Below are 19,684 nucleotides of genomic sequence, written 5' to 3' on the forward strand. Positions count from 1 at the left end.
ATGAGCAACCCGATGACGCTGCGTAGCCTGATCCTCCTTGCCGCCACGACGGCGCTGGCGGGGTGCAACCTTGCCCCCAACAATGTCCGGCCGGAGGGGGCGATCCCGCTGACGCTGCCGCAGGGTGGCGCCTATCCGCCGCTGGGCGCCGAACAGGCCGATGTGACTGCGATCGCCTATCGCGATTTCTTCACCGATCCGCGGTTGCAGGCGGTCATCGCGACCGCGCTGGAGAATAATCGCGATTACCGGGTGACGGCGGCCAATGTGCTGGTCGCCCGCGCGCAATATCGCGTGACCCGCGCCAGTCAGGTGCCGACGACCGCCGCGAATGGCGGTGTCACCTATACCAACAACCCGTTCGGTGCGCTGGGCGGGGCGGGGGGTGCCGGTGGGCAGGCCGGCGGCGCGGGCGGGGTGCCGGCCCAGTCTGGCAATCTCGAAATCTATCAGGCATCGGTCGGATTTTCCGCCTTCGAACTCGACCTGTTCGGCCGCGTCCGCAACCTCAGCCAGGCGGCGCTGCAGGAATATTTCGCGACCGAAGAAGCGCAGCGCGCGGCGCGCATTTCGCTGGTCGGCGAAGTGGCGACGGCGTGGCTGACCATGGCCGCCGATCAGGACCAGCTGCGCCTGTCGCGTGAGACGCTGGCGAGTTTCGGACGCACGCTGGAGTTGACCCGGGCGCAGTTCCGCGTCGGCGTTATCTCCGAACTGGAGGTGCAGCAGGCTGAAACCAGCTATCAGCAGGCGCGCAACGACATCGCCGCGCTGACCGCCCAGATCGCGCAGGACCAGAATGCGATCAACCTGCTCGCCGGCACGACGGTGCCGATCGAGCAATTGCCGTCCGAGTTGGGCGAGCGTGACGCGGTTCTGACCAATTTGCCGACCGGCGTGTCTTCCGCCGTCCTCTTGCGCCGGCCGGACGTGCTCCAGGCTGAACGCCGCCTCTATGCCGCCAATGCCAATATCGGCGCGGCGCGGGCGGCATTGTTCCCGACGATCTCGCTCACCGCGACGCTAGGCACGATCAGCACGGCGCTGGGCGGCCTGTTCGGCGCGGGGACGCAGAACTTCTCGATCGCGCCCGCCGCCACCCTGCCGCTGTTCGACGGTGGCCAGCGGCGCGGCAACGTCGAGGTCGCCCGCGCGCAGCAGCTGGCGGCGGTCGCGACCTATGAAGGCACGCTCCAGACCGCGTTCCGCGAGGTCGCCGATGCGCTGGCGACGCGCGGCACGATCGACGAGCAATTGGCCGCACAGACGGCACGGGCGCAGTCGGCGGCGACCGCCGAGCGGCTGTCCGACGCGCGCTATCGCGCCGGAGTGGATTCGTTCCTGAACACACTGGACGCGCAGCGGACCAGCTATGCCGCGCGGCAGACGCTGGTCCAGACGCGCCTCGCCCGCGCGACGAACCTGGTGACGCTGTACCGGACGCTGGGGGGCGGGCTGAACTAGCGGCCCTTGCATCGCATCGCGATCGGCATATGCTCTCCGTTATAACATATAGGAGAGGAACGATGAATCCGATCGAGCCGGGCGACGCAGCGGGCGAGAAGAGCATGGTCATCCTGCAAAGCCTGCTCTGCCTGCTGCGCGAAAAGAACCTGTTGTCGCGCGCCGATATCGAGGAACTGGCCGCCAAGGTCGCCAGCCGCGCCGCAGAGCATGAGCGCGATCCGCTGCCCTGCCAGTCCGATGCGGTCGTCGCCGCCGCCAGCGAGATGAACCGGCTCGGCGCCTATATCGGCGGGCGCTATGGCGGGAAGCATCGTCGCATCTGACGCCGCGACCGGCGGTGTAATCACCGCGTCAGATTTCGAAGCGACAGGCATCTCTCGCGGCCGCCATGCGTTTCATGCGGGTTCGGTTGCACCGGGCGAGTTAGAATGGGCGGCAAACGCCCCATGAGAGGTTGTCGTGTCTTTGATCGGACCGGACGAAATGTCCTATTTTGTACGCCGCGCGGAACAGCAGTTGGAACTGGCCCAGCAGGCCGACCATGAACAGGTCGTCCACGCCCATTACGAACTGGCGAACCTGTATCTAGACAAGGCCTATGCCGATGGCGTGACGGGGCCGGAGGTAGGTGCGGAAGCTGCTTGAGTTGGTCTCGGCCTAACGTCTGATCCAGCTAACCGGAGACGCCGCCCCAGCGAAGGCTGGGACCTGGTCCGTCTCTTGTCCCGCACTAAAGCCGGAAGAGTTCAGCCTGCGCAGGGAAGACGTCTGGTTCGATTTAGATCGTGATGACAACAGGTGGAACCGTTCGTGCTGAGTAGGGGCTGAGCGAAGTCGAAGACCCGTATCGAAGCACCCGCGACCAACGATCCTTCGATACGCCATTTCGACAAGCTCAATGGCTACTCGGGACGAACGGGTCAGGTTTATGTTATCCACCTCTAGCTGAAAACGTCCGCACCCCGGTGCAGGCCGGGGTGCGGTTGGTAGAGCTTTTCCGTATCTCACCGACGCTCCCCAACTGTATCTCGGTCTTCGCCGGGGTAGGTTGGGGACTTTCGCACAGATTCCGTTCAGACGCGGAACGACATGCTTTTATATCAAGCGCTTACTGCTCCGCTTCGTTGACCGGCGCCGCTTCCTCGGGGGCTTCCTCCGCCGCCTTCGCCTCGCCCCGCGTCGAGCGCGAGGTCATGCCGGTCGCGGAGGCGTCGTCCAGCACCTGCTGGTCGGGTTCGATCGGCGGGGGCGGGGGGAGTTCCTCCGCCGGGGCGACCGCGCTCAGATTTTCTGTCACCGGCGGCGCGGCTTCGTAATTTTCTTCGGGCAGGGGCGTTGGCGGCGGTGCCTCCTCGTCGAACGCGCTGTTTTCGATCGGTGCATCCTCCGGCTCGGAGCCTGAGCATCCCGCCACGCCGGTCGCCAGCAGCAGACCGCTGCCGGCCAGCAACATCGCGCGCCATCCGCTCTTCATCTTCATCCCCTTATCGTGCCGCCAACTGGCTGGCCTCGGCGCGTGCGGCGATCTTGTTCGCCAGCACGCCGTCCCATTTATACGGATCTTCGCGGAAGCTCATCGTGCCGTTGGGCGTCGCAAAGGCCGTCCAGTAAAGCAGATAGACCTTCACCGGATCGGCCACCTTTGCCCGCACGGTCTTGCCGGAGGCGAGTGTCGCGTCGATCTGTTCCGCCGGCCATTCGGGGGTCGTCCGCAACAGCAGGCGCGCTAGATCCTTGGGCTTTTCGAGGCGGACGCAGCCATGGCTGGCCAACCGGTCGAAATTGGCGAAGCCCGACTGGGCCGGCGTGTCGTGCAGATAGACCGCGAACGGATTGTCGAAATCGAACTTGAACCGACCGAGCGCGCTGCGCTCCGATGCCTGTTGCAGGCGCCGACCGCCGCCCTCGGTCTCGATCACGCGGAAGCCGTTGCGCTTGAGATAGCCGGGATTGGCGCGTTCTTTCGGCCACAGTTCCTTGTCGGCGATCGACGACGGCACATTCCATGGCGGATTGAGCACGATCGAATGGATGGTAGAGGTCAGCATCGGCGTCTCGTCGCCTGGACGCCCGGTCACCGCCTTCATCGACGTCACCGGCTGGTCGCCGTCGAACACGGTCAGCACCGCCGCGGCGATGTTCACCTGAATACGGTTCTTTTCCAGCTCGGTCGGCAGCCAGCGCCACCGTTCCATATTCGCCTTGATTTGCTTGATCCGTTCGCCGACCGGCACGTTGAGCGAGGCGATGGTCTGCGCGCCGACCTGTCCGGCCGGGTTCAGGCCGTATCGCCGCTGCGCGCGGCGGACCGCGTCGAGCAAGGCCGTGTCGAACGTATCGCCGCTCGCCGACAATTCGGGATCCTCGAGCGCCAGCCGCTTGCGCAACGCCGCGACCTGCGGCCCGCGACCGCCCGGGCGCAGTTCGGAGCCGGCGGCGACGGTAGGCCAGCCGCCATTCGCGGCGATCTTGCGATAGCGTGCCAGACCGGTGACTAGCGTATCGTAGCCGGCATAGGGCGGCGGCAGCGAAGCGACCCATGCCGCCAGCCGGTCCTTCGCCACCGCGTCGCGGAACGACGGCAGCGGATCGTAGGATTGCGGGCGCATCGCCCAATCCTTCTGGAAGTCGGCGGTATCGAGCCGTCCGGCGCGCACCGCATGGGCATGGTCGAGTGCGGCCTGCACCAGCGCCGGTCCGGTCAGCGCACCCAGCAACGGCTCACGGTCCTTCAGCCCCTGCGCCACCGCGTCGCGGGCCAGCAGGCGGGCGAGTTCGCTCTCCTGCGCGGTGGTCAGCGTCGGCAGCGGCAGGGAGGCGGGGATCGGCTGCACCATCGGCATGGTCGATGGCATGGTCGGCACGACCGGCGGCGGCAGCACCTGCGCCGATGCGGCATTCGCGAGGGTCAGGCCCGCGCCGGCGAAGAGAGCACGCCGCAGCGTGCGGACGAAACGGAGACGGTGTTCGGTAATCGCTTTCATCCCAGACTCTTTTGGTACGACAGGCGTCCTATACGGATTCCAACCTGCCGCACGATGAACCGTTCCCCTTTGGCGCCCTGTTACCACAAGGCGGGGCCGGTTTCGAACCCCTAAGCGATCAGGAAAGATGCCGCTTGTCGAGTTTGCGGGCGAGGGTGCGCCGATGCATGCCCAGCCGCCGCGCGGCTTCGGAGATGTTGAAGCCGGTATCAGCCAGCGTCTGGTGGATATGCTCCCATTCGAGCGTCTTGATCGAGGTCGGCGCGGCGGTCAGGTCGGCCTGCGGATTGCCCTCGACCTTGGCGAAGGCGGCTTCGATTTCGTCGGTGTTGGCGGGCTTGGTCAGATAGTTGGTGGCGCCCAGCTTGATCGCCTCGACCGCCGTCGCGATGCTGGCGAACCCGGTCAGCACGACGATGCGCAACGTCGGGTCGATCGCCGACAGCGCGGAGACGCAGGCAAGGCCCGACGCGCCGCCCAGCCGCAGGTCGACCACGGCATATTCGGGTTCGAACCGGCGCGCGACATCGTCCAGCCGATCGGGGCCGTCGATCACCTCGACCGTATAGCCGCGGCGTTCGAACGATCGGCACAGCGTCCGGGCAAAGGTCGCATCATCCTCGACGATCAGCAGGCGACGGTCGGTCATTTGGTCTTCTCCAGCGCCAGCGACTCGATCGGCAGGAGCAGCGTCGTTTCCGCGCCGCCGCTGTCGCGGTTCACCGCCTCGATCGTTCCACCCAGCGGCCGCAGGACATTGGTCGCGAGATAGAGGCCAAGCCCGGCACCCTGCCGGTCCTTGCTAGTATTATAGGGTTTGCCGAGGCTGGAGAGAATGCGGTCGGCGAAACCATTGCCGTCGTCGCGCACCGTCAGCCGCAGCATCGCTCCGTCGCGCAGCGCGATCAGCGCGATGTCGCGTCCGCCCGCCTCCACCGCATTGTCGAGCAGGTTGGTCAGCGCCTGGGCCAGCGCGCGGTCGGCGACGATCGGCACATCGGGTCCGAGGCGATCTTCGAACGCGGCGCGGCCGGGGTCGCTGCCGCGCCAACGGTCGAGTGTATCGGTCAGGAAGGTGCGCAGCGTGGTGCGGGTCGGCGCCTCGCCCTTCACCTCCCCGGCGGCGAACAGGATGCCCGACACGATCTCCTTGCACCGCGCGACTTCGGCCCGCATGTCGTCGACCTCGGCGGCGAAGCGCGGGTCGCGGCGGACGGCAGGCTCGTTTTTCCAGTCACCGAGCAGCACCGAGATCGACGAGAGCGGCGTGCCTAGTTCATGCGCCGCACCGCTGGCTAGCAGGCCCATGCGGACGATATGCTCCTCCTCGACCGCGCGCTGATGCAGTTGCGCCACCTTGGTATCGCGGTCGCGCAGATTGGCGGCGATCCGCGTCACGAATGCCACGAGCAGCGTCGCGGCGAGCACGAAATTGATCCAGTTGCCGAGCAGGAACGCGTCGGACAGGCTGCTGGCATAGCTCGGCGGCAGTTGCAGCGGGCGATGGAACGGGCCGAGCAATGCAAAAGCCGCGCTGGTGATCGCGACCAGCGCCCAGCTCGACCAGACTTTCAGCAGGATCGCTCCGATCACGACTTGCAACAGATAGAGCGACACGAACGGGTTGCGTGCCCCGCCCGACAGATAGAGTTGCGCGGTCAGCGCCGCGACGTCGAGAACCAGCGCCGCGAACAGCGGCAGGTTGGTGTCACTCCACCGGGACCGGCGGGCAAGGGTAACGAGGTTGAGCAGTACCAGTGCCGCCAGCACGCTGGCCATCGGCACGAGGGGTAGCCGGATGCCGAGCAGCCCGTCGACGACGAGGATCGTCGCCAGCTGACCGCCGACCGCCAGCCAGCGCAGCTGGACCAGCAGCAGCATGTTGCGGCCGACCCCCTCGGCCGGCGGCGCATAGGGGGGCGGGGAAATGGCAGGCTGCATCGGGCGCATGTTACGCCCGTTTGTTCGGCCGCGCGACAAACCATGTCATGCCGGCCAACAGGGCGGCGAGGCCGAACCAGGTGAGGGCGTAGACGAGGTGGTTGTTGCGGAAACTGACCACCGTCAGCCCGCCGCGGGGCCATGCCTTGCCGGGCGTCGCGGCGGCGTCGATGAAATAGGGGGCGACGTCGGACAGGCCGCGCCTGGCGGCGATCGCGCTGACGTCGCGCGAATACCAGCGGTCTTCGGTCGGGTCGTTGCTGCGCAGGAATCCGCCGCCCGGCTCGGACAGGCGCAACAGCCCGGTTACCGTGACGGTGCCGGTGGGTGCCCACACCTTGCCGCGTTGTTCGGAAGGCACGAAGCCGCGATTGACGAGGACGGTGAAGCGCCCGGTATCGAGCGGGGTCAGGACCCAGAAGCCACCGCCAAGCGCCGTCGCGGCCTGGGTATAGCTGTCGGCGTCGGGGCGGTACCGGCCGATGACGGTCACCGGCCGGTAGGCGTCGTTGGTCGTGATCGCGCGCCATGCTGATGGCGGCGGCGCGGGGACGGGGGGCGAGCGCAGCATCGTTTCGGTTCGCTGGATCAAGTCCAACTTCCACGTCCGACGCTGCAACTGCCAAATCCCCAGCGCAAGGAGGCCGGCGATGACGCATCCGATCAGCGTGCCGATCAGGATGCGTCGCAAGGCCCCCGGCCGGGTCACATCGTGCTCATTTCCCCGGACATCTGCGGCATCATGTTCAGGTTCATATGGTACATGACCCATAGCGACCCCGACAGCACGATGACCACGAGGATGGCGGTGAAGATCAGCGCCATCAGCGTCCAGCCATTCTCCGACTTCGTATTCATGTGCAGGAAGTAGATCATATGCACGACGATCTGCACGATCGCACAGAGCATGACGATGCCGGCGGTGATCCGGCTATCGGCAAAGGCATTGGTCATGACGAGCGCGAAGGGGATCGCGGTCAGCACCACCGAGAGCAGGAAGCCGATGACATATTCGCGGCGCGAGCCGTGCGCGGGCGCATCGCCATGACCGCCATGGCCGTGCGCATGCGCGTCGTGATGTGCGTGGCCGGCCATTACAGCACTCCCAGCAGATAGACGAAGGTGAAGACGCCGATCCAGACGACGTCGAGGAAGTGCCAGAACAGCGACAGGCACATCAGGCGGCGCATGTTCGCAGCACCGAGGCCGAACTTTGCGACCTGTACCATCAACGTCACCAGCCAGACGATGCCGAAGGTGACGTGGAGACCGTGCGTGCCGACCAGCGTGAAGAAGCTGGACAGGAACGCGCTACGCTGCGGTCCGGCGCCTTCATGGATCAGATGGCTGAACTCATAAAGTTCGATGCCGAGGAAGCACAGGCCGAACACGCCGGTGATGGCGAGCCAGCGCAGCGTCGCGCCCTTCTTGCCCTCTTCGGCAGCGATCATCGCGAAGCCGTAGGTGATCGACGAGAAGAGCAGCATCGCGGTGTTGAGCGCGACGAACGGCAGGTCGAACAGTTCCTTGGCGTCCGGGCCACCCGCGGTGCTGCCCGAATAGACGCCATAGGAGGCGAAGAGCATGGCGAAGATGAGACAATCGCTCATCAGGTAGAGCCAGAAGCCGAGCAGCGTGCTCGACCCGGCTTCATGCTCATGCTCCTCCGCCAGATGGAAGGCGCGCTCGGACGCGCCTGCGGGGACTTGAACCGACGAACCCATAATCCTTACGCCCCCGCGGCCTGGAGGTCGGCGGTCCGCCGAAGCTCCGTCTCGATGACTTCCTCGACCGGAATGTGGAAGTCGCGCTTGTAGTTGAAGGTGTGGAAGATCGCGACGCCGATCACCGCGACGAACGACAGCGCCGCCAGCCACCAGATGTACCAGACCATCGCCAGACCGAAGACGGTCGACACGCCCGCGATCACGATCCCGGCCCAGGTGTTGCTCGGCATATGGATCGGCTGGAAGCCTTCCGTCGGCCGGGCATATTTGTGGCTCTTCATGTCGTACCACGCGTCCATGTCATGAACGACGGGGGTGAACGCGAAGTTATAGTCCGGCGGCGGCGACGAGGTCGCCCATTCGAGGCTGCGGCCGTCCCACGGATCGCCGGTGACGTCGCGCAGCTTGTCGCGGTTCAGGACGCTGACGGCGATCTGGATGAGGAAGGCGGCGATGCCGACCGCAATGATCGCGGCACCCACGGCGGCGATGACGAACCAGATCTGCAGGCTCGGATCGTCGAAGTGGCGCAGGCGCCGGGTGATGCCCATCAGGCCCAGCACATAAAGCGGGGTGAAGGCGACCCAGAAGCCGACGAACCAGCACCAGAAGCTGACCAGGCCCCAGGTGCGGTCGAGCTTGAAGCCGAACGCCTTGGGGAACCAGTAGTTGATGCCGGCAAAGGTACCGAACACCACCGCGCCGATGATGACGTTGTGGAAGTGCGCCACGAGGAACAGCGAGTTGTGCAGCACGAAGTCGGCGGGCGGCACCGCGAGCAGCACGCCGGTCATGCCGCCGATGGTGAAGGTCAGCATGAAGGCGATCGCCCACATCATCGGCAGTTCGTAGCGGATCCGGCCGCGATACATGGTGAACAGCCAGTTGAAGATCTTCGCGCCCGTCGGGATCGAGATGATCATCGTCGTGATGCCGAAGAACGAGTTGACGCTCGCCCCCGACCCCATGGTGAAGAAGTGGTGCAGCCACACCAGGTACGACAGGATGGTGATGACCAGCAGCGCGTAGACCATCGACGTATAGCCGAACAGCCGCTTGCTCGAGAAGGTCGACACGACTTCGGAGAATACGCCGAACACCGGCAGCACCAGGATGTAGACCTCCGGGTGACCCCAGATCCAGATCATGTTCACATACATCATCGGGTTGCCGCCCAATGTGTTGGTGAAGAAGTTGGTGCCGACATAGCGGTCGAGCGACAGCATGGCGAGCACGGCGGTCAGGACCGGGAAGGCGGCGACGATCAGGATGTTGGTGACCAGCGCCGACCAGGTGAAGATCGGCATCTTCATCAGGCCCATGCCCGGGGCGCGCATCTTGACGATGGTCGCGATCAGGTTGACGCCTGACAACAGGGTGCCGACGCCTGCCAGCTGGAGCGCCCAGATATAATAGTCGACGCCCACGTCGGGCGAGTAGTCGAGTCCCGACAAGGGCGCGAACGCCAGCCAGCCGGTACGGGCGAATTCGCCCACGAACAGGCTGGCCATGACGATCACCACGCCCGACGCGGTCATCCAGAAGCTGAAATTGTTCAGGAACGGGAAGGACACGTCGCGCGCGCCGATCTGGAGCGGAACGATATAGTTCATCAGACCGGTGACGAACGGCATCGCCACGAAAAAGATCATGATGACGCCGTGGGCGGTAAACACCTGATCATAGTGATGGGCGTTCAGGAAGCCTTCGTTCTGGCCGAAGGCGATCGCCTGCTGGCTGCGCATCATGATCGCGTCGGCAAAGCCGCGCAGCAGCATGACGATGCCGAGGATCATGTACATGATCCCGATCTTCTTGTGATCGACCGTGGTGAACCACTCTTTCCAGAGATAGCCCCAGAGTTTGAAGTAGGTCAGCGCCGCCAACACCGCCGCGCCGCCGATGGCGACCGCGATGAAGGTCATGACGATGATCGGTTCGTGGATCGGGAAGCTTTCGATCGTCAGGCGACCGAAGATCAGCTTGGTAAGGGTATCGGACATGATCTGGTTCTCAGCCTAGCGCCGGGGCGCGGCGGCCCGGCATCGCAGGCGTTGCGTTGCGGGTCATGTTGCGGTTGGCGTCACTTCCGGGATCGGTGGCGCCGGGGGCGGCCGACGATCCCTCAGGTGCGTCGCCGCTGCTGTGCGGGCTGACGCCATATTCGGACGGCGCCTTTTCCAGTGCGCCCTTGGTGCGTTCGCCTTGCTGGGGCAAGCGGCTGTTGACCGCCGAGCCATGGCCGCCGCCATGCTGCATGCTCTCGGTCATGCACGGCGTGCCGGGCTTTACGCACATCTGGACGATGCGCGTGAACAAGCCTTGCTCGATCCCGCCAAAGCCCATCGGCGGCACTTTCTCGCTCGGCTTTTCGAGTTCGAGATAGCGCGCGGTGTCGAGCCGGTTCGGCATCGCCTTCACGCCTGCGACGAACTTGTCGAAGCCGGCGGTGTCGGTGCTGGTGGTCTTGAAGTTCATATAGGAGAAGCCGGCGCCGCTATAATGTGCCGACATGCCCTCGAACGTGCCGGGCTTGTTCAGCACCGCATGCAGCTTCGTCTCCATGCCGGGCATGGTGTAAATCATGCCGGCCATGGCGGGGACGTAGAAAGTGTTCATCACCGACGACGACGACAGGCGGAAGCTGACCTGGCGATCGACTGGCAGGACCAGCCGGTTGACGGTAGCAATGCCCTGTTCGGGATAGATGAACAGCCATTTCCAGTCGAGTGAGACGACCTGGATCTCCAGCGGCTTCTGATTCTCCGGCACCGGCTTGCCAGACGAAATCTGACCGATCGGCCGATAGGGGTCGAGCAGATGGGTGCTGATCCATGTCAGCGCGCCCAGCGCGATGACGATCAGCAGCGGACCCGACCAGATGACCAGTTCGAGCGCGGTCGAATGGTCCCAGTTCGGCTTGTACGTCGCCTTTTCATTGGACGCGCGGTATTTCCACGCGAACCAGACGGTCAGCGCCATCACCGGGATGATGATGAGCAGCATGAGGCCGACCGAGATCATCAGGACGTCGGCTTGCTGGCGCGCGACGTCGCCGGCGGGATTGAGCACGACCATGTCGCACCCGCCGACAAGCGGCAGGGCCGCGAGAGGCAGGAGCGAACGCAGTGGCCGGTGCCACGGAAGCGAGCGGGGCAGGATCATGCGCGCGACCTATGCCGACCGATGCTGCACTGCGATAGGACATTTTGTCCTATCCCCGCGTTTGGTGCATTGCGATAACGGGCGCACATTCAGTCTACCCGCGCGCCCGTCCGCGCAACGTTTGGAGTCCCTATGGCCGAGGCCTTCGTCCATTCCCGCGAGATCGAGGCCGACGCCCGGGCGGTCAACACGTCCCCCAATGGCGAAGCGCAGATCAGCGTCCAGTCGGAAGAGATCGCGATCGGCGTCATTATCGGCCGTACGTCGGAATTCTTCGACTTCTTCGTCTATGCGATCGCGTCAGTGATCGTGTTCCCGCAACTGGTCTTCCCCTATGTCGACCGGCTGACCGGAACGCTCTATTCCTTCGCGCTGTTTCCGCTGGCGTTTTTCGCCCGTCCGCTCGGCACTTTGCTGTTCATGTGGATCGACCGGCGGCACGGGCGCGGGACGAAGCTGACCATCGCGTTGTTCCTGCTTGGCACCGCCACGGTGGCGATGGGCTTCCTGCCCAGCTATGCGCAGGCCGGGGCCTGGTCGGCGATCCTGCTGGCGACGCTTCGTATCCTGCAGGGGATCGCGCTGGGCGGGGCGTGGGATGGCCTCGCCTCGCTGCTGGCGCTGAACGTGCCGCAGGACCGTCGCGGCTGGTATGCGATGATCCCGCAGCTCGGCGCGCCGCTCGGCCTGATGGTGGCCAGCGCGCTGTTCGCGTTCTTCACCGCCTATATGAGCTCGGAAGACTTTATCAGCTGGGGCTGGCGCTATCCGTTCTTCGTTGCGTTCGCGCTGAACGTCGTCGCGCTGTTCGCCCGGCTGCGTATCGTCGTCACGCCGGAATATACCGCGCTGTTCGAGAATCGCGAGCTGAAGGCGTCGCCGGTGCTGCCGACGGTGGCACGCGAATGGAAGACGATCGCGATTGGGGCGCTGGTGCCGCTCGCCAGCTTCGCGCTGTTCCACATGGTCACCGTGTTTCCGCTGTCGTGGATCCTGCTGTTCACCGAACAGGAGATTGCGCGCTTCCTGTGGATCGAGACCGCCTGCGCGATCTTCTTCATCTTCGCGATCATCATCTCGGGCGTGCTCGCCGACCATGTCGGTCGCCGGACGCTGCTCGGCATCGGTGCGGTCGCGATCGCGCTGTTCTCGGGCCTTGCGCCGTTGCTGCTGAACGGCGGCGATGCCGGTGAAATCGCGTTTATGATCACCGGCTTCATCCTGCTCGGCCTGTCGTTTGGCCAGTCGTCGGGGACCGTCGCGTCGAACTTCGCCAAGGATTCGCGCTATACCGGCGCGGCACTCACGTCGGACCTCGCCTGGCTGTTTGGTGCGGGCTTCGCGCCGCTGGTCGCGTTGGCGCTGGCCGACAAGCTGGGGCTGATCGCGTCGGGCCTGTACCTGTTGTCGGGTGCGGTCGGCACGCTGGCGGCACTCGCGCTCAACAAGGAACTGGCGCGCCGGCTCGATTGAGCGACATGCTACGTTGGCTGGTGGCGGCGCTTGCGCTGGTGGCGGGAAATCCCGCTGCGGCGCAGGACGCGGCCACCGTCGTTTCTGCCGAAGCCGCATTGGCGCAGGACGCCGCCGAAGTCGCGCGGGTCCGGGGTATCGATCCGGCCGCGGCGCTCATTCTGTTGCGCAAGCAAATCGCCAGCATTGCGGCGACCGATTGGATCGAGGGGCGCTATCGTGACCGGCTGGCGGGCATCGCCATCGAGCCGGACGGTGCGGTCTCGGTGCTGCTGACCGGCAACCGTCCGGTCGCCGATGCCCAAATCGGCGCAGGCGACCTGACCGTACCGGTTCGTTTCCGCATCGGTGCCCGGTCGACGCGAGTCGAGCTGCTCGACGCGCTGAACCGGCATCAGGCGGCCATCCGGGCAATGCTGACCCGACCGCCGGCGATCGGCATCGATGCGAGACGGGGGGCATTGGTGATCCAGATCGGTGCCGCCGATGCCGGGGGCGATGTCGCTGCACTGCGGCGACGACTCGCCGACTTGACCGGCGTGCCAATCCGTCTCGCCACGACCGGGCGGCCCGATCTGGATCTGGCAGGCGAGGTGATCGGTGGATCGCGACTGATCGGGCCCGATCCGACCAATGGCCGCCGTTATTATTGCACGACCGGTTTCGTCGTGACCGATGGCGTGCGGACCGGCATCGTCACCGCCGCCCATTGTCCCGATCAACTCGACCATATCGCGCCCGACCGATCGGTGACGCCGACGACTTTTGTCGGGCAATGGGGCTGGGGCTTTCACGACGTACAGGTCAATGCGACGCCCGACGCCGTCCGCCCGCTATTCTACGCCGACGCGGCGCGGACGCAGATCCGTGCCGTCGAGGCACAGCGCAGTCGAGCAAGTACGCGCGTCGGCGACATCGTCTGCCATCGCGGTGAGAGCAGCGGTTACAGCTGTGCCGAGGTGATGATGACCGACTTCGCCCCTTCGGGCGATCTGTGCGGTGGACCATGCCTGCCAACCTGGGTCGCCGTCGCCGGGCCGGGGTGCCGTGGGGGCGACAGTGGCGGCCCGGTGTTCCTCGGCACTACTGCGATCGGGCTGCTCAAGGGCGGCAGCTATCGACCCGACGGATCGTGCGTCTTCTATTACTATATGTCGCTCGACTTTCTGCCCGATGGCTGGCGGCTGTTGATCGCGCCGCCGCCTGCTCCGCTTTTCGCGTCGACGAACTGACTTCACATCGCGCGCGCCGCTCCCCAAGTCGGCGGCGATGACCGATGCCATTCCCGCCGCCACGCTGATTGTCCTGCGCGATCGGTCCGACGGTCCGCCCGACATATTGATGGTCGAACGGGCGGCGGCGATGGCGTTTGCCGGCGGAGCGCTGGTGTTCCCCGGCGGGCGGATCGACGCGGGGGACTATGCGTTGGCATTGGCGATGGGCGACGATGATCTGGCTCCGCGACTGGCAGCGATTCGCGAGACGATCGAGGAGGCCGGAATAGCGATCGGCATCGATGGCGATATCGAGTCGATGCGGCGCGCGCTGGCCGGCGGTGCGCCGCTTGCCGAACTGTCGCCAGTCGATCCGACGCCGCTAGTTCCCTATGCCCGGTGGCGGCCCGACCATGTGCCGGTGCGGGTATTCGATACGCATTTCTTCCTCGCCCACCTGCCCGAAACAGCCCCTGAGGCGCGGGTCGATGCGACCGAGAACAGCCGGGTGCTGTGGACGACGGCCGCCGACGCGCTGGCGGCGGCGGACCGCGGCGAGGCGACGTTGCTGTTCCCGACCCGACGCGTGCTGGAGCGGCTGGCCGAACATGGCGACAGCAATGCGGCCTTCGCAGCGGCGGCGCGCTGGCCGGTGCGGACCATCACGCCGTGGGTCGAAACGCGCGGCGATGGCGAGTGGATCTGCATTCCCGACGACCTCGGCTATCCGGTGACTGCCGAACCGGCTTCGCGTGCGGTGCGCGGGTGAAGGCGCTGTCGGCGGGCATACGCCTGGCCGTCTGGCTTGCCATCCTCGCCGCGATCGCGTTCGCGCTATATGCCTTTGCCCGCAGCCGGCCGCAGGATGTGCCCTGGACCCCGCTCGACCTGTCGCAGCCGATCGGCATGTTCACGCGCGGCAAGATCGGCGACCTGAGCGGCGATTTCGCGGGGTGCCGGTCGCTGCTCGATGCCGCCGGGGTGCGCTACACCGCGCTGCCACCGCGCGAGGGATCGGCGCAATGCGGCTATGACGACGCGGTGCGGATGCGCGGCGGCGGATCGCGCACCATCGCCATCACCCCCGATGTCGGCGTGTCGTGCCGGGTCGCGACCGGCATGGCGCTATGGGAGTGGCAGGTCGTGCAGCCGGCGGCACAAAAACATTTCGGGACGCCGGTCGCGCGCATCCAGAATTTCGGCAGCTATAATTGCCGCCGCCTCTATGGTCGCGACAGCGGGGCGTTCAGCGAGCATGCGACGGCGAATGCGCTGGATATCGCCGCCTTCGTCCTTGACGATGGTCGCCGGATCAGCGTCGTCGGCGACTGGACGGCAGGGCGGGGGCGTGATGACGCGGCGAAGGCGGCGTTCCTGCGTGAGGTGCGCGACGGGGCGTGCGGCGTGTTCTCGACGGTCTTGTCCCCCGATTACAATGCCGCGCACCGCGACCATTTCCACTTCGATCAAGCAGCGCGCGGTTTCGGCGGGGCATGTCGCTGACCCCGCCGACCGGTCAGTGCATCGGTGCGCCGGCCTCGACCTTTTCGACCCATGCCGGATAGAAGGCCGGTTGCCGTAGCGACCAGCCCGAGGCGGTCGCGGCTGCTTCGCTGAGCGACTGCAACAGCTTGCGACGCAATTCCGGGTGCAGATGCGGCAGTGCCGCCGATGCGCAGAAGGCGGCGGGCAGCCAAGGCCGCGCCTCCGCCCCGACCAGCCGTTCGTAGAGGAAGCGATAGGCGCCGAAGGTGGTCAGCCGCCCCTGTCCCAGATCGAAGGCGGTGACCATCAGCAGCGGGGTCATGAACGGCTCGGTCGCGTCGAGCCCGCTGTCTTCCGGAATGCAGGCGCGGATATCGGGCAGGCGGTCATAGATGCGTGCCTGGGCGCGGATGCTGGCGGCTTCCACCACGTCGCGCGACCAGCGGCGCATCGCGTCGTCGCGATCGAGGCCGATGTCGAGCGAGCGGCGGATATAGCGCTGCGTCGCCGCCGAGAACGTCGCGAATTCCTTCATTTCGGCCAGCGTCATCGCCCCTTCGGCTGGTCTGCGTGCAATCGCCATCTTCAACTCCCCGCCCAAATAGCCAACGACCGAATGTTACGCGGAAACGGTTAACAGCTTGCTGAACGAACGTGGCGGAACCCGGTCGACGACACATCCGATCATGTCGGGTGCTGCATTGCAACATCAATGTCATGCGGTTCGTCGCATCGTCCGGGACCGGACGAAATGCTGGTTCGGGGCACGAAGAAGGCGCGAACGATCGGCAAGGATCGGTTCATCCGCCAGTCATCGCCGCGCAAACACGCTTCGTCGGAATTGGTTCCCGATCGGCCGGGCATGGGGTTTTCGTTCGCGGAAAACCCTGCTTCATGCCGCCCAAGACATTCGTGGGGCCGTGGGGGTCAGATGAATTTTGGTGCTTTGGCAGCGCGTTTTGCGCTGGTGGTTTCGTGCGCTCTGGCGATGGTGGCTCCGGCACAGGCCCGGTTCTGGCAATGCGCCCCCTATGCCCGCGAAATTTCGGGCGTCGAGATTTTCGGCAACGCCCATACCTGGTGGAGCCAGGCCGCCGGCAAGTATGAACGCGGCCATGCACCGAAGGAAGGTGCGGTCCTTTCGTTCGCCGCTACCTCGAAAATGCGTTTTGGCCATGTCGCGATGGTGTCGAAGGTCGTCAGCGACCGCGAAGTGCTGCTGACCCATGCCAACTGGTCGCAGCGCGGCGGGATCGAGCGCGACGTGCGCGCCATCGACGTGTCGGCGGCGGGTGACTGGAGCGAGGTGAAGGTGTGGTTCGGTCCGCTGGGCGGGCTCGGCACTTCGGCCTATCCGACCAACGGCTTCATCTATTCGGGCCACGCGCCGGCCCCGGCCGAGTTCGCTGCGCCGATGGAGATCGCCAAGGTCGATCCGCCGGCACCGGCCGGCGGTGCCAGCATCCAGCCCGCCCATGCCCGGCAGGTCGTCGCGCTCAACGATTGAGCGCGGCCCCCGTTCAGGCGGGGCGGAAGGTCATCGCCACGCCGTTCATGCAATAGCGTTTGCCGGTCGGGCGCGGTCCGTCGTCGAACACATGGCCAAGATGCCCGCCGCAGCGCGCGCACAACACTTCGGTCCGCGTCATCATCAGCGATCGGTCTGTTTTCGTGACCACGGCGCCGTTCAGCGGCGCATAGAAGCTGGGCCAGCCGGTGCCGCTTTCGAACTTGGTCGTCGACGAAAACAGCGGATGATTGCAGCCGGCGCAGGCGAACGATCCCTTGCGCTTCTCGCCGTTGAGCGGGCTGCTATATGGGCGCTCGGTGCCTTCCTGCCGCAGAACATTATATTGCGCCGGCGTCAGCCGTGCCTTCCACTGCGCATCGGTCAGCTTGAACGGAAAATTGGGGGCCGCTTCGCTGGTTTCGGGCGCGCAGCCGATCAGGGCGGCAAGGCCCGACAAGCCGGTCAGTTCGAGCAGGCGGCGGCGATCGATCGACATGGGCAATCCTTTCGTCCGACCGATGTGGGTTTGGGGGCGGCCGGCGACAACGGGCAGGTACGCCAGCCGACCCAGCGTCACGAATTCGGTTCAAAACGGCGCGGCGTCGGTGCGGAACACCAAGATAGGGCAACGCTTGGCCTTGCCGTAGCCGCAATTTGGGGCCATTTGGCGCATTATGCCTTTTTCGACGTTGCCCGAACCGCTATCCGCGGCGCTATCCGCGCGCGGCTATGAAGCCCCGACCGCCGTACAGGCGGCCGTCCTGACCCCCGAAGCCGAGGGGCGCGACCTGCTCGTGTCCGCACAGACCGGATCGGGCAAGACCGTTGCCTTCGGTCTCGCCATGGCGCGCGACCTGCTCGACGCCGATGACAAGATGCCCCGCGCAGGCACGCCGCTGGCGCTCGCCATCGCGCCGACCCGCGAACTGGCGTTGCAGGTCGCGCGTGAACTGCTGTGGCTCTACGGTCCGACCGGGGCGCGCATCGTGTCGTGCGTCGGTGGCATGGACGCGGCACGCGAGCGCCGTAACCTGTCCCACGGCGCGCATATCGTCGTCGGCACGCCGGGCCGTCTGCGGGACCATCTGGAACGCGGCGCACTCGACCTGTCGGGGCTGAAGGTCGCGATCCTCGACGAAGCCGACGAGATGCTCGACATGGGCTTTCGCGAGGATCTCGAAGGCATTCTCGACGGCACGCCGGCCGAACGCCGCACGCTGTTGTTCTCGGCGACGCTCGCCAAGCCGATCGTGGCGCTCGCCAAGCGCTACCAGAAGGACGCGTATCGCATCGACACGCGCGAGGCCGAACGCGGCCATGGCGACATCAGCTATCAGGCGATGACCGTCGCGCCGAACGATATCGAGAATGCGGTCGTCAACCTGTTGCGCCTGCACGAACCGGATACGGCCTTCCTCTTCTGCGCGACGCGTGAGGCGGTGCGCCATCTGCACGCCAATCTGGTCGAGCGCGGCTTCGATGCCGTCGCACTGTCGGGCGAGCATTCGCAGTCGGAGCGCAACCATGCGTTGCAGGCGCTGCGCGATCGCCGCGCGCGCGTCTGCGTCGCGACCGACGTCGCCGCGCGTGGTATCGATTTGCCGTCGCTGAGCCTGGTGGTCCATGTCGAACTGCCGCGCGATGCCGAAGCGCTGCAGCACCGTTCGGGCCGGACCGGTCGCGCCGGCAAGAAGGGCATCGCCGCGCTGATCGTGCCCTACCAGCGCCGTCGCCGCGTCGAAGGCCTGTTGCGCGATGCGAAGATCAATGCCGAATGGATCGGGGTGCCGACCCCGGACGAAATCCATGCCGCCGACCGCGAACGCCTGCTCGCCAAGCTGGCCGAGCCGGTCGAGTTCGACGAGGCCGATGTCGAACTGGGTGCGCGCCTGCTCGCCGAAAAAACGCCGGAAGATATCGCCGCGCTGCTGGTCCGCGCCTATCGTGCCAAGCTGCCCGCGCCCGAGGAATTGTCGGCGGGTGGCGTGCCCGAGCGGCGTGAACGGCAGGAAGGGCCGCGTCCGGGGTTCGAGGATACGGTGTGGTTCCGGATGAATGTCGGACGTCGGCACAATGCCGACCCGCGCTGGCTGCTGCCGCTGCTGTGCCGTCGCGGCCATATCACCAAGGGCGAGATCGGCGCGATCCGCATCGCCAACGATGAATCGGCATTTGAAATTCCCAAGGCGATCGCGGCCAAGTTCATCGCCTCGGTCAAGCGGACGGCGACGCCCGACGACGATCTGATGTTCGAACAGATGTCGGGTCCGCCCGCCGCCCCCCAGCGTCGCACGACCGGTGCGCCGCCGCGGCATTCGGCCAAGCCGTATCGCGGGGGACGGCGAGGTTAAGCTGGTTTTCACGCGAAGGCGCGGAGACGCGAAGGAAGTAAGAAGGTTCGATTTTCGCGCAGAGGCGCGGAGGCGCAGAGAGGCGGTGCCAGTGGTGGTCGCTTGCCGCGCCAGCGGCCGTCATCACTCGTTACTGCGATCCTGAACGGCTTCGCCGGAAAGCATTGGCGGCCCCTATCGTAACCTCTCTGCGCCTCCGCGCCTCTGCGCGAAATCTACCTTCTCCTTTTCTCTTCGCGCCTTCGCGTGAATCAATTCCTCCTTCCGAGCGTCCCGCGAACCCCAACCCGTTGCGCCATCCGCCCAAAAGGCGTATGGCGCGCCGGTTCGACGAGCACAGACTCGCGTAGGCCGGATGCTCGCGCGT

The 19,684-nt window shown here is 65.8% G+C and carries 20 protein-coding genes; 9 read left to right on the plus strand and 11 right to left on the minus strand.

Going from position 1 to position 19,684, the window contains the following annotated elements; genetic code table 11:
- From MF607_RS02880 to MF607_RS02890, 3 genes are all read left to right on the plus strand, one after another.
- Positions 1-1,464, plus strand: a complete 1,464-nt coding sequence (locus MF607_RS02880; protein WP_242115968.1) for an efflux transporter outer membrane subunit — start codon at positions 1-3, stop codon at positions 1,462-1,464.
- A gap of 62 nt (positions 1,465-1,526) precedes the next feature.
- Positions 1,527-1,790 (plus strand): hypothetical protein, encoded by a 264-nt coding sequence (locus MF607_RS02885; RefSeq protein WP_242115969.1) that lies wholly within the window; start codon positions 1,527-1,529, stop codon positions 1,788-1,790.
- A 160-nt stretch (positions 1,791-1,950) separates the two neighbouring features.
- The gene (locus tag MF607_RS02890; protein WP_242115970.1) at positions 1,951-2,112 is read left to right on the plus strand and encodes a hypothetical protein; all 162 of its coding nucleotides are present in this window, start codon (positions 1,951-1,953) and stop codon (positions 2,110-2,112) included.
- 463 nt (positions 2,113-2,575) lie between these two features.
- Here MF607_RS02890 and MF607_RS02895 read toward each other — a convergent pair whose 3' ends face one another.
- The 9 genes from MF607_RS02895 to cyoA all read right to left on the minus strand — a co-directional run bounded on the left by MF607_RS02895 (position 2,576) and on the right by cyoA (position 11,284).
- Positions 2,576-2,941, minus strand: a complete 366-nt coding sequence (locus tag MF607_RS02895) for a hypothetical protein (RefSeq protein WP_242115971.1) — start codon at positions 2,939-2,941, stop codon at positions 2,576-2,578.
- Positions 2,942-2,951: 10 nt separating this feature from the next.
- Positions 2,952-4,451, minus strand: coding sequence for a L,D-transpeptidase family protein (locus MF607_RS02900; protein WP_242115972.1), 1,500 nt, complete (start codon positions 4,449-4,451; stop codon positions 2,952-2,954).
- Positions 4,452-4,569: 118 nt separating this feature from the next.
- Entirely contained in the window at positions 4,570-5,100 is a 531-nt protein-coding gene (locus tag MF607_RS02905; RefSeq protein WP_242115973.1) for a response regulator transcription factor, read from the minus strand.
- Positions 5,097-6,392 (minus strand): ATP-binding protein, encoded by a 1,296-nt coding sequence (locus MF607_RS02910; protein WP_242115974.1) that lies wholly within the window; start codon positions 6,390-6,392, stop codon positions 5,097-5,099. The genes MF607_RS02905 and MF607_RS02910 overlap by 4 nt, the downstream gene beginning before the upstream one ends.
- A 10-nt stretch (positions 6,393-6,402) precedes the next feature.
- A complete protein-coding gene (locus tag MF607_RS02915) occupies positions 6,403-7,101 on the minus strand; it encodes an SURF1 family protein (protein ID WP_242115975.1) in 699 nt (232 codons plus the stop codon).
- Positions 7,098-7,487 carry a cytochrome o ubiquinol oxidase subunit IV gene (gene cyoD / locus MF607_RS02920; RefSeq protein WP_242115976.1) on the minus strand — a complete coding sequence of 130 codons (390 nt, stop codon included), beginning with the start codon at positions 7,485-7,487 and terminating at the stop codon, positions 7,098-7,100. The genes MF607_RS02915 and cyoD overlap by 4 nt, the downstream gene beginning before the upstream one ends.
- The gene (gene cyoC, locus MF607_RS02925) at positions 7,487-8,116 is read right to left on the minus strand and encodes a cytochrome o ubiquinol oxidase subunit III (protein WP_242115977.1); all 630 of its coding nucleotides are present in this window, start codon (positions 8,114-8,116) and stop codon (positions 7,487-7,489) included. Before cyoC ends, cyoD begins: the two co-directional genes overlap by 1 nt.
- A 5-nt stretch (positions 8,117-8,121) precedes the next feature.
- A complete protein-coding gene (gene cyoB, locus MF607_RS02930) occupies positions 8,122-10,122 on the minus strand; it encodes a cytochrome o ubiquinol oxidase subunit I (RefSeq protein ID WP_242115978.1) in 2,001 nt (666 codons plus the stop codon).
- A gap of 10 nt (positions 10,123-10,132) precedes the next feature.
- Positions 10,133-11,284, minus strand: a complete 1,152-nt coding sequence (gene cyoA, locus MF607_RS02935; protein ID WP_242115979.1) for a ubiquinol oxidase subunit II — start codon at positions 11,282-11,284, stop codon at positions 10,133-10,135.
- A 132-nt stretch (positions 11,285-11,416) separates the two neighbouring features.
- Here cyoA and MF607_RS02940 point away from each other — a divergent pair, with 132 nt between their 5' ends.
- Genes MF607_RS02940 through MF607_RS02955 form a run of 4 tightly spaced genes read left to right on the plus strand, consistent with a single transcriptional unit; the run spans position 11,417 to position 15,474 of the window.
- Positions 11,417-12,757, plus strand: a complete 1,341-nt coding sequence (locus tag MF607_RS02940; protein WP_242115980.1) for an MFS transporter — start codon at positions 11,417-11,419, stop codon at positions 12,755-12,757.
- Between the two features lie 5 nt (positions 12,758-12,762).
- The gene (locus tag MF607_RS02945) at positions 12,763-13,989 is read left to right on the plus strand and encodes a S1 family peptidase (protein WP_242115981.1); all 1,227 of its coding nucleotides are present in this window, start codon (positions 12,763-12,765) and stop codon (positions 13,987-13,989) included.
- 37 nt (positions 13,990-14,026) lie between these two features.
- Positions 14,027-14,740 (plus strand): NUDIX domain-containing protein, encoded by a 714-nt coding sequence (locus tag MF607_RS02950; RefSeq protein ID WP_242115982.1) that lies wholly within the window; start codon positions 14,027-14,029, stop codon positions 14,738-14,740.
- Positions 14,737-15,474 carry an extensin-like domain-containing protein gene (locus MF607_RS02955; protein WP_242115983.1) on the plus strand — a complete coding sequence of 246 codons (738 nt, stop codon included), beginning with the start codon at positions 14,737-14,739 and terminating at the stop codon, positions 15,472-15,474. Before MF607_RS02950 ends, MF607_RS02955 begins: the two co-directional genes overlap by 4 nt.
- A 13-nt stretch (positions 15,475-15,487) precedes the next feature.
- Here MF607_RS02955 and MF607_RS02960 read toward each other — a convergent pair whose 3' ends face one another.
- Positions 15,488-16,039 (minus strand): hypothetical protein, encoded by a 552-nt coding sequence (locus tag MF607_RS02960; RefSeq protein WP_242115984.1) that lies wholly within the window; start codon positions 16,037-16,039, stop codon positions 15,488-15,490.
- Between the two features lie 348 nt (positions 16,040-16,387).
- Here MF607_RS02960 and MF607_RS02965 point away from each other — a divergent pair, with 348 nt between their 5' ends.
- Entirely contained in the window at positions 16,388-16,963 is a 576-nt protein-coding gene (locus MF607_RS02965) for a CHAP domain-containing protein (protein WP_431311890.1), read from the plus strand.
- Between the two features lie 13 nt (positions 16,964-16,976).
- On the opposite strand, the gene msrB is transcribed toward MF607_RS02965, so the two are convergent.
- Positions 16,977-17,462: a peptide-methionine (R)-S-oxide reductase MsrB gene (msrB, locus tag MF607_RS02970; protein WP_242115985.1), complete on the minus strand. Its 486-nt coding sequence runs from the start codon at positions 17,460-17,462 to the stop codon at positions 16,977-16,979.
- Between the two features lie 178 nt (positions 17,463-17,640).
- Between msrB and MF607_RS02975 the strand changes: the two genes are divergently transcribed.
- Complete coding sequence (locus MF607_RS02975; protein WP_242115986.1) at positions 17,641-19,317, plus strand: DEAD/DEAH box helicase; 1,677 nt, start codon at positions 17,641-17,643, stop codon at positions 19,315-19,317.
- The last annotated feature ends 367 nt before the right edge of the window (positions 19,318-19,684 follow it).

Origin of the sequence: Sphingomonas lacusdianchii, from assembly GCF_022664395.1 — a bacterium.
In the GTDB taxonomy this organism is placed as follows: Bacteria; Pseudomonadota; Alphaproteobacteria; order Sphingomonadales; family Sphingomonadaceae; genus Sphingomonas; species Sphingomonas lacusdianchii.